Raw genomic sequence first — 9,408 nt, 5'->3', positions numbered from 1 at the left:
ACTTCGGCCTGCGGCGCCGAGCTCGTCTTCGGCCAGGCGGGTGCCGCGCGTGACTTCGTCTATTTTTACATCGGCGCCTTTGCCGGCGGCGGAATCGTGCTGAATGGCCGGCTGTTTGGCGGCCCGACCGGCAATGCCGGCGCGCTGGGTTCGATGCCCGTACCCGGACCGGACGGCAAACCGGCCCAGCTGATCGACGTGGCGTCCATCGCCATGCTCGAAAAGGCGCTCAATGCGCGCGGCGTCGAGGCCTCGCATCTGTGGACATCGCCGGAAGACTGGGGCGAGATCGGCTCCGAACTCGACGACTGGATCGCCAGTGCCTCGCAAGCCCTTGCCTACGCCATCGTCGCCGCATCCTCGGTCATCGATTTCGAAGCGGCGGTGATCGACGGCTGGATGCCGAAGGCGGTGCGCCGCCGGCTGGTCGACGCCATCATCGCGGCAATCGCCACGATCGACGGCGAAGGCCTGAAGCTGCCCGCCGTTCGCGAGGGAACCGTCGGCATTCACGCCCGGGCGCTCGGCGGCGCCAGCCTGCCCCTTTCCGAACGCTTCCTGATCGGCTCGACGACGATTTCCAGGAGCGCCTGATGCTGATCGGAATCCCGGCGCTGCTCGGTCCGGAGCTTCTGGCCACGTTGCGTGCCATGGGCCATGGCGACGAAATCGCCCTTGTCGACGGAAACTATCCGGCCGAACAACAGGCCACCCGGCTGGTGCGCGCCGACGGGCACCATCTCATCCCGGTGCTCGACGCGATCTTGAGCGTGCTGCCGGTAGACGACGCCGTTCCAGAGGCGCTGTTTCGCGCCTCTGTCAAAGGCGATCCCTCGCTTGCCGATCCTGTCCACCATGAGATCGAGGCGATCTGCGCCAAACGCGCGCCGGACCGCAAGGTGGTTGCGCTGGCCGGCGCCGACTTCTATGCACGGGTCAAATCGGCGCATGCCATCGTCGCGACCAGCGAGCCGCGGCTCTACGCCAACATCATCATACGCAAGGGCGTGATCCATCCGCCGGAGACCAGGAAGCCATGATCCTCTGCTGCGGCGAAGCCCTGATCGACATGCTGCCGCGCACGACGACAGCGGGTGAGCCGGCCTTTGCGCCTTATGTCGGCGGCGCGGTGTTCAACACGGCGATCGCGCTTGGCCGGCTCGGCGCGCCGGCAGGCTTCTTTTCGGGCCTGTCGTCGGATCTGTTCGGCGGCCAGTTCCGGGATGCGCTGGGGGCAAGCAAGGTCAGCTCCACCTATGCGCACACCTCACCACGGCCAACGACGCTGGCCTTCGTCAAGCTCACCAACGGCCAGGCGACCTACACTTTCTATGACGAGAACACCGCCGGCCGCATGCTGACCGTCGACGACCTGCCGCAGCTTGGCAGCGAGATCGAAGCCATGCTGTTTGGTGCCATCAGCCTGATTTCGGAGCCCGCCGGCAGTGCCTATGAGGAGTTCATGCGGCGCGAGCATGAAAGTCGAGTGATGATGCTCGATCCCAACATCCGGCCGAACTTCATACCGGACAAGGCCAAGCACCTCAGGCGCATTCGCGCGATGATGGCGATGGCCGACATCGTGAAATTGTCGGACGAAGACCTGAACTGGTTCGGCGAAGCCGGCTCGCACGAGGATGTCATCCGCAACTGGCTGGACCGAGGCCCGAAGCTGATCGTCGTCACCCATGGCAGCGAAGGCGCCGTCGGCTATACCAGGGAACATGCCGTCACCGTCATGCCGGAAAAGGTCGAGGTGGTCGACACGGTCGGCGCCGGCGATACCTTCAACGCCGGCATCCTCGCCTCCTTGCATGAGCAGGGCCTGCTGACCAAGGCGGCGATTTCCGCCTTGTCGAAAGACGCCATCCACAAGGCGCTGGCGCTCGGCGCGAAGGCGGCGGCAGTGACCGTGTCGCGGGCCGGCGCCAATCCACCCTGGCGACATGAAATCGCCTGAGCAACGCTCAACATAAGTTGAGCCCAATCGATCACTTTATGTTTCGCAGGGCTCTTTTACAGGGCTATAAGGGCGGGATGGCGCCCGACGAAGCCCGGATTTCCGGCATCTGACTGACATTCGCCGGGAAATACTGGTAACGGACTGCGACACTTGGGCAATTTGGGGCTCCGCCTGCCCGGCTTTCTCGGCAAGCGCAACTCTGGTACCAGCGGCCGATTATCTGGCTAACCCGTTTTGAGGCCGACATGCAGTTCATCGATCTTGGCGCGCAGCGCGAACGAATCCGCGACCGGCTGAAGGCCGCGATCGACCGTGTCGTCGACGAAGGCCGTTATATTCTTGGCCCGCAAGTCACCGAATTCGAGAACAAGCTCGCCGCCTATATCGGCACCAAGCATGTCGTGGCCTGCGCCAACGGCACCGATGCACTGCTGTTGCCGCTGTTTGCGGCCGGCGTCGGCCCGGGCGACGCCGTGTTCGTGCCGAGCTTCACTTTCGCCGCCACCGCCGAAGTGGTGGCGCTGGCCAAGGCCGAGCCGGTGTTCGTCGATGTCGACCCACATACCTACAACATCGACATTGCCAGCCTCGAAGCGGCCATTGCCATGATCAACAAGGAAGGAAGGCTGAAGCCGAAGGCAATCATTCCCGTCGATCTGTTTGGCCTTGCCGCCGACTACGAGGCGATCATGGCGATCGCCAGCCGAGAAGGGCTGATGGTGATCGAGGATGCCGCCCAGTCGATGGGCGGTTCGCTCGACGGCAAGATGTGCGGTGCTTTCGGCCATGTCGGATCGACCAGCTTCTATCCGGCCAAGCCGCTTGGCTGCTACGGCGACGGCGGCGCGATGTTCACCAATGACGATGCGCTGGCCGAGCAGCTTCGCTCCTTCGCCTTCCATGGCAAGGGCGAGACGCAGTACGACAATGTCCGCGTCGGCATCAATTCACGCCTCGACACGATCCAGGCGGCGATCCTGATCGAGAAGCTGGCAATCCTCGAAGACGAGATGGTCGCCCGCCAGGTGGTGGCAAAGCGCTATGCCGAAGGGCTTGGCGACATCGTCACCGCCGCCCGCAATCTGGACGGCAGCCGTTCGGCCTGGGCGCAATACGCCATCGAGACGCCCAAGCGCGACGGGCTGAGGGCGCACCTCGGCGAAAAGGGCATTCCGTCTGTCATTTACTACGTGAAGCCGCTGCATGCCCAGGTCGCTTATCGCGACTACCCGCGCACGCCGACCGGCCTTGCCGTATCGGAAGACCTGCCGAAGCGGATCCTGTGCCTGCCCATGCACCCTTATCTCAGCGAAGCCGACCAGGACCGCATCATCGAGACGATCCGCAACTATATCGGCTCGAATTCGGCGCAGGCCGCGGCAGAGTAAGCTGCCGAGCCTTTCTCAGCCGGGGCCCGCCGCCCTGCCGCTGGCAATGAAATGCGGATTGGCAAAATCCTCGTCGTCGCTTTGCCTGCGCTTGCCATAGACCAGAGGTTGGCCGTCCAGCGTGCGCGTCATGCCGCCGGCGGCGCGCAGGATGGCGTCGCCCGCCGCTGTGTCCCATTCCATGGTGCGGCCGAAGCGCGGATAGACATCAGCCTCGGCACTGGCGAGAAGGCAGAACTTCAAGGACGAACCGACCGAAACGATTTCGGCGGCACCGAGGTCGCGAATATAGGCCTCGGTTTCCGGTGTGTTGTGAGACCGACTGGCGACGACGGCCAGCGGCGTCGCGGCCGCTCTCGCCGCGATCGGCCGGCGGCCGACGATCTGGTAATCGCCATCGATTTCGAGTGATTCCGCCCTGCCCGGCAGGCCGGAAAAGAAGCGGCCCGTGCAGGGCGCAAAGACGACGCCGACTTCCGGCACGCCATCGCGAACCAGCGCGATGTTGACGGTGAAATCGGTGCGGCGGTTAACGAACTCCTTGGTCCCATCGAGCGGATCGATCAGAAAAAAAGCCCCGTCCAGATCGGGCGGCACGATGCCGGCGGAAGCTTCTTCCTCGGCCACGCAGGGGATATCGGGAAATGCGGCACGCAGTCCGGCGAGAATGATCTTTTCGCTCTCGCGGTCCGCCTCGGTCACCGGCGAGGCGTCGGACTTACGGTCAACCGCACAGCCGGCGTGGAACACACGCATCACCTCGCGCCCGGCCGACAAGGCCAGGCGCTCGAAGATTTCAAGCATCAGCCTGTCGTCAGATGCCGCCGCCGCTATCGTATTGGTCTTCGGCAATGTCGCGCTCGTTCAGCCAGTGTTCCAGGGCGTCGACCATCTCTTCGGCCGACTTGCCGAGTGTCCGAAGATGGACCTCCGGGGTTTCCGGCGCTTCATAAGGGGAATCGACGCCGGTGAAATTCTTGATCTCGCCATTCAGCGCGCGCGCGTAGAGGCCCTTCGGATCACGCCGGGCGCATTCCTCGAAAGGCGTATCGACATACACCTCGACGAATTCGCCGTCGGCCATCAATTCACGTGCCATGCGCCGCTCGGCGCTGAAGGGCGAAATGAACGAAACAATGACGATCAATCCGGCATCGGCCATCAAACGCGCCACTTCAGCAACGCGGCGGATGTTCTCGACGCGATCGGCGTCGGTGAAGCCAAGATCGCGGTTGAGACCGTGACGGACGTTGTCGCCGTCCAGGATATAAGTGTGGCGGCCGGTGGCGAACAGCTTCTTTTCGAACAGGTTGGCGATGGTCGACTTGCCGGAACCCGACAGCCCGGTGAACCAGAACACGGCGGGCCGCTGGTTCTTCATGTCGGCGCGCACGCGCTTGCCGACATCGAGCGACTGCCAATGGATGTTTTCGGCGCGGCGCAACGAGTGCAGGATCATGCCGGCGCCGACCGTGGCGCTGGAGATGCGGTCGATCAGGATGAAGGCGCCGGTGGTGCGGTTTTCGGCGAAGGGATCGAAGGCGATCGGCGTCCGCGTCGAAATGTTGCAGATGCCGACTTCGTTCATGTCGAGCGACTTTGCCGCTTCATGGGCAAAGTCATTGACGTTGATCCGATATTTCAGGTCGGTGACGGTGGCGCTGGTCTGGTCGGTCTCGGTGCGCAGGATGTAAGAGCGGCCTGGCAGCAACGCATGCTCGTCGAACCAGACGATGTTGGCGGCGAACTGGTCGGCGACTTGCGGCCGTGCGGCAGGCGAAACCAGCATGTTGCCGCGCGAGATTTCGACTTCGTCATCGAGGACGAGCGTGACGGCCTGGCCGGCGGCCGCCTGGGCGAGATCGCCGCCATACGAGACGATCCGCTTGACGCGCGAGGATTTGCCGGACTTGGCGACAACGACCTCGTCGCCGGGCGCAACCGAGCCGGAGGCGACCGTGCCGGCAAAGCCGCGAAAGTCGAGATTGGGACGGTTGACATACTGGACAGGGAAACGAAACGGCAGTTCGACCATCGCTTCGTCGACCGACACGGTTTCGAGATGCTCGATCAGCGTCGGACCGGAATACCATTCCATGCTTTCCGACCGGCGGCTGACATTGTCGCCATAACGGGCCGACATCGGGATCGGCACAATGGTCTGGAAGCCGAGATCGCGCGAGAATTGCCCGTAGTCTTCGACGATCCGGTCGAAAACCGCCTGATCGAAATCGACAAGATCGATCTTGTTGACGGCCAGCACGACGTGGCGGATGCCGAGCAGCGAGGCGATGATCGAATGCCGCCTTGTCTGGCGAAGCACACCCTGCCGGGCATCGATCAGCACGATCGCCAGGTCGGCGGTCGAGGCGCCGGTGGCCATGTTGCGGGTGTATTGCTCGTGGCCAGGTGTGTCGGCAACGATGAATTTGCGTTTCGGCGTGGCGAAGAAGCGGTAAGCGACGTCGATGGTGATACCTTGCTCGCGCTCGGCCTCCAGACCGTCGACCAGCAGCGCGAAATCGATGTCGTCGCCCGTCGTGCCATGCTTGCGCGAATCGCGTTCGAGCGCGGCGAGCTGGTCCTCGAAAATCTGCTTGGTGTCGGACAGCAGGCGCCCGATCAGCGTCGACTTGCCGTCATCGACCGAGCCGCAGGTCAGGAAGCGCAGCAGCGACTTCTTCTCCTGCGCAGCCAGATAGTCGCGAACGCCGTCGGTGGGAGCGAGGCTCTTTGCCATGATGTGGCGCATGGTCAAAAGTACCCCTCGCGCTTCTTCTTTTCCATCGAGCCGGCTTCATCGCGGTCGATCAGGCGACCCTGCCGTTCGGACGTCCGTGCCGTCAGCATTTCGCCGACGATGGCTTCCAGCGTGTCGGCATCCGATTCGATGGCGCCGGTCAGCGGATAGCAGCCAAGCGTGCGGAACCGCACCAGCCTGTTCTCCACCGTCTCGCCGGGGCGCAGTTTCATGCGCTCGTCGTCCCGCAGGATCAGCATGCCGTCGCGTTCCACCACCGGTCGTTCCTTGGCGAAATAGAGCGGCACGATCGGGATACTTTCCTGCAGGATGTACTGCCAGATATCGAGTTCGGTCCAGTTCGACAGCGGAAAGACGCGGATCGATTCACCCGATGCGATGCGGGTGTTGAATATCTTCCACATTTCGGGGCGCTGGTTCTTCGGATCCCACACATGCTGGGCGTTGCGGAAGGAAAAGATGCGCTCCTTGGCGCGCGATTTCTCCTCGTCGCGACGAGCGCCGCCAAAGGCCGCATCGAAACCGTATTTGTCGAGCGCCTGGCGCAGCGCCACGGTCTTCATGACATGGGTGTGGGTGTTCGAACCATGGTCGAACGGATTGATGTTGTCGCGCACGCCGTCTTCATTGACATGAACCAGGAGATCGAAGCCGAGTTTCTGCGCCATCTGATCGCGAAAGGCGATCATCTCGCGGAACTTCCACGTCGTGTCGACGTGAAGAAAGGGGAACGGCGGCTTGGCGGGATAAAACGCCTTCATCGCCAGATGCATCAACACGGATGAATCCTTGCCAACCGAATAGAGCATGACCGGCTTGGCAAAAGCGGCCGCAACCTCACGGAATATATGGATGGACTCGGCTTCAAGCCGCTGAAGATGCGTAAGCGCTGTTGTCATGGGCCGTGGGCGTTCTTTCGTATCTTCCAACAGAAGACCTTGCCTCAAATCATCGAGCTCTTCGCGCCCGGTTCGAGCCTTGTTTCTGGACGTTCTTTCTCGTGCCGGCGTTCTAGCAGATCGCCATTGTCAAGAACAATGCTGGACTGACCCGGCCGCACATGGTTCGAGAATGAATTTTCCACAGATGCCGGCAAATCCGGAAATTCCTGCCTGCAAGCTCAACGGCCCAGAAAACGCGGGGAAAATATTGCTTGAATGGATCAGCTGCGGCTTTCAAGGGACTTCCTCTGGTCGGCCCGCGCCTGCCGCCGCTTTTCGGTGGCAATCTGCCCTATACACTATCGAAAATGGGGGGCAGCCGCTATACCAGCCTCGGGAAGTGGGCAAGTGCATCATGGGCAATTTCGAGGCGAGCGCATTAAACTTCGCCAAACAAGATCCGCCGCATGAAACTAGCCGAAGACAGCGAGCCCGAAAATTGACCCGGCTTTCATCCCTGAGACAGCAATTCACGCCTTCGCGGATCAACAACTACTTCTCCATCCTTTGCTTCTTTTTTCCACCGGTTCTGGGATCGGTGGTCAGCTTTGTATTCAATGGCGGAGGCCTTTCGTCAGTCCTGCTGACTGCTTTACGGAAAAGGCGCTTCAACGCCGACCGGGCCATGATCTGGATGACGGTCGCGATCTATGCCTACTGCGCCTCCAATCTCCTGGCGTCCATCGTCAACAATTCGTTCGCCCGGGATGCGCCACATCTTATCCCGCTCGTCACCTTCCTGTTTTTTCCCGTGTCCTATTCGACCTGGAGCATCACTCAGAAAACCACGCTTACCCGCATCATCGTGCTTTCCAGCATGGCCGCCTGTTTTGCCGCGCTGCTCATGGCCGTCATCCAGCAATATTGGATTGGCGTCAGGGCCGAGGGTGGAGCCGGAAATCCGATCGTCTTCGCAACCGTGGTGTGCCTTGCCGTGGTGATGTGTGTGGCTGGCGCCTTGTCCGGTTTTGTGCAAGCCCGGACACCCCTCTTCTACGCGGCACTGGCAGGGACGATCGCCGTCATCTATTCCGGCTCGCGTATCGTCTGGCTGGCACTGCTGATCGCCGGCATCGCCGTCATGCTGATCAACCGGCACAGGCTCAGAGGCAGGAATGCCGTTCGCCTGCTGCTGCTGCTGGCAGCGGTCGGCGTCGTGATCGCCGCTTCCAGCTTCCAGGCGATATCCGGGCGGGTCGATTTTTTGCGCTCCGATTGGGGTGCGCTTGGGGCTGGCGGCAATTACGACACCTCGTTGGGAATACGTGTTGCGCTTTGGGAGATCGGCCTCAAAGCATTCCATGACATGCCACTGTTCGGGCACGGTGTGGGTGCAACCCAGCATCTGATCAAGCAGGGCTTTCATGAGCAGTTCGCGATGGACACAGGCTTCAACCATTTTCACAACGGCTTCCTGACCGCCCTGGTGCAAGCGGGAATTCTGGGTGCCGTGACGCTGGCGGCGATCTTTATCGTTGCCGCTGGAAATGCCGCCCGGGTCTTGCGAAACAGCAACGATCCGAGCGAGCGGTTCGGCGCGACCATGATTGTTGTCGTGGTGATCACCTATCTGACGGCCGGAATGACAGGCATCCTGATCGGCCATGACATTCTGGACTCGGTGCTGATGGTCTTCCTGGTGAGCGGAACATATCTCGCCTCCGGACGCCATGTTCCTTTGTTGGAAGAGCAGGCACTTGCACCAGTGATGGAAGAGCGAGCACTTCCATCAGCCACCAAAGAGCTGTTTCGGGTAAGGCCATGAAGGTTCTGGTCACGGGCGCGACAGGTTTCATCGGGCGCCTTGTCGTGCGCCACCTTCGCGAAGCCGGTGCCGAGCTTCGCCTCGCCTCCCGCCATCCCGAGAGGCTTGGTTCGGAGAACGAGACTGTGCCGATGCCCGGCTTCGATGCGCCGGCCGCCGCCTTCCTGGAACTGACCCGGCATATGACTGACGTCGTCCATTGCGCCGGCCTCAACAATGATCAGGGAAATGCAACCGAAGCCGATTACCAAGCGGCCAATGTGGAACTGAGCGCAAGGCTGGCGCATGCCGCGGCCGCCCAGATAAGCGGACGTTTCATCCATCTCTCCTCGATCCGAGCGGTGATCGGCGCGCACGTCAGCGCAACGATCGACGAGGACACGCTTCCTGCCCCACAATGCGCCTATGGACGCTCGAAGCGCGAAGGCGAGATCAAGGTTTTGGACGCCTACGCGTTACACGGCCGCTCGGACGCCGCCGTGTTGCGCCTGCCTCCGGTTTATGGAAGCGGCATGAGGGGGAATCTGGCAACGCTGATGCGCCTTGCCGATACGCCGCTGCCGCTGCCGACGGGTGCCTTGACCGGAATC

Annotated in this window: 9 protein-coding genes; 6 read left to right on the top strand and 3 right to left on the bottom strand. The window is 62.0% G+C overall.

Annotated features, from left to right (window positions below):
* The 4 genes from EN749_RS23425 to EN749_RS23410 all read left to right on the top strand — a co-directional run.
* On the top strand, positions 1–594 hold a 594-nt coding region (locus tag EN749_RS23425; RefSeq protein WP_145990980.1), incomplete at its 5' end, for an ROK family protein.
* On the top strand, positions 594–1,040 hold the full coding sequence (locus EN749_RS23420; RefSeq protein ID WP_127396452.1) for an RbsD/FucU domain-containing protein: 447 nt from the start codon (positions 594–596) through the stop codon (positions 1,038–1,040). The genes EN749_RS23425 and EN749_RS23420, both read left to right, overlap by 1 nt.
* Entirely contained in the window at positions 1,037–1,960 is a 924-nt protein-coding gene (locus EN749_RS23415) for a carbohydrate kinase (RefSeq protein ID WP_127810962.1), read from the top strand. The genes EN749_RS23420 and EN749_RS23415 overlap by 4 nt, the downstream gene beginning before the upstream one ends.
* Before the next feature lie 248 nt (positions 1,961–2,208).
* Positions 2,209–3,351: a DegT/DnrJ/EryC1/StrS aminotransferase family protein gene (locus EN749_RS23410; RefSeq protein WP_127810963.1), complete on the top strand. Its 1,143-nt coding sequence runs from the start codon at positions 2,209–2,211 to the stop codon at positions 3,349–3,351.
* 15 nt (positions 3,352–3,366) lie between these two features.
* On the opposite strand, the gene cysQ is transcribed toward EN749_RS23410, so the two are convergent.
* The 3 genes from cysQ to cysD are packed head-to-tail and all read right to left on the bottom strand — an operon-like array spanning position 3,367 to position 7,011.
* Positions 3,367–4,155: a 3'(2'),5'-bisphosphate nucleotidase CysQ gene (cysQ, locus tag EN749_RS23405; RefSeq protein WP_164874015.1), complete on the bottom strand. Its 789-nt coding sequence runs from the start codon at positions 4,153–4,155 to the stop codon at positions 3,367–3,369.
* Positions 4,156–4,165: 10 nt separating this feature from the next.
* Positions 4,166–6,103, bottom strand: a complete 1,938-nt coding sequence (gene cysN / locus EN749_RS23400; protein WP_164873879.1) for a sulfate adenylyltransferase subunit CysN — start codon at positions 6,101–6,103, stop codon at positions 4,166–4,168.
* Between the two features lie 2 nt (positions 6,104–6,105).
* Positions 6,106–7,011 carry a sulfate adenylyltransferase subunit CysD gene (gene cysD, locus EN749_RS23395; protein ID WP_027035869.1) on the bottom strand — a complete coding sequence of 302 codons (906 nt, stop codon included), beginning with the start codon at positions 7,009–7,011 and terminating at the stop codon, positions 6,106–6,108.
* 481 nt (positions 7,012–7,492) lie between these two features.
* On the opposite strand from cysD, the gene EN749_RS23390 reads away from it, so the two are divergent.
* Together EN749_RS23390 and EN749_RS23385 are read left to right on the top strand one after the other, a co-directional pair.
* Positions 7,493–8,818: an O-antigen ligase gene (locus tag EN749_RS23390; protein WP_128364063.1), complete on the top strand. Its 1,326-nt coding sequence runs from the start codon at positions 7,493–7,495 to the stop codon at positions 8,816–8,818.
* Positions 8,815–9,408, top strand: a 594-nt coding sequence (locus EN749_RS23385; protein ID WP_128364062.1) for an NAD-dependent epimerase/dehydratase family protein, incomplete at its 3' end; no start/stop codon positions are given. The genes EN749_RS23390 and EN749_RS23385, both read left to right, overlap by 4 nt.

It is taken from the genome of Mesorhizobium sp. M7A.F.Ca.ET.027.02.1.1 (assembly GCF_004022985.1).
GTDB lineage: Bacteria > Pseudomonadota > Alphaproteobacteria > Rhizobiales > Rhizobiaceae > Mesorhizobium.
This window is presented reverse-complemented; position numbering and strand designations above follow the sequence as displayed.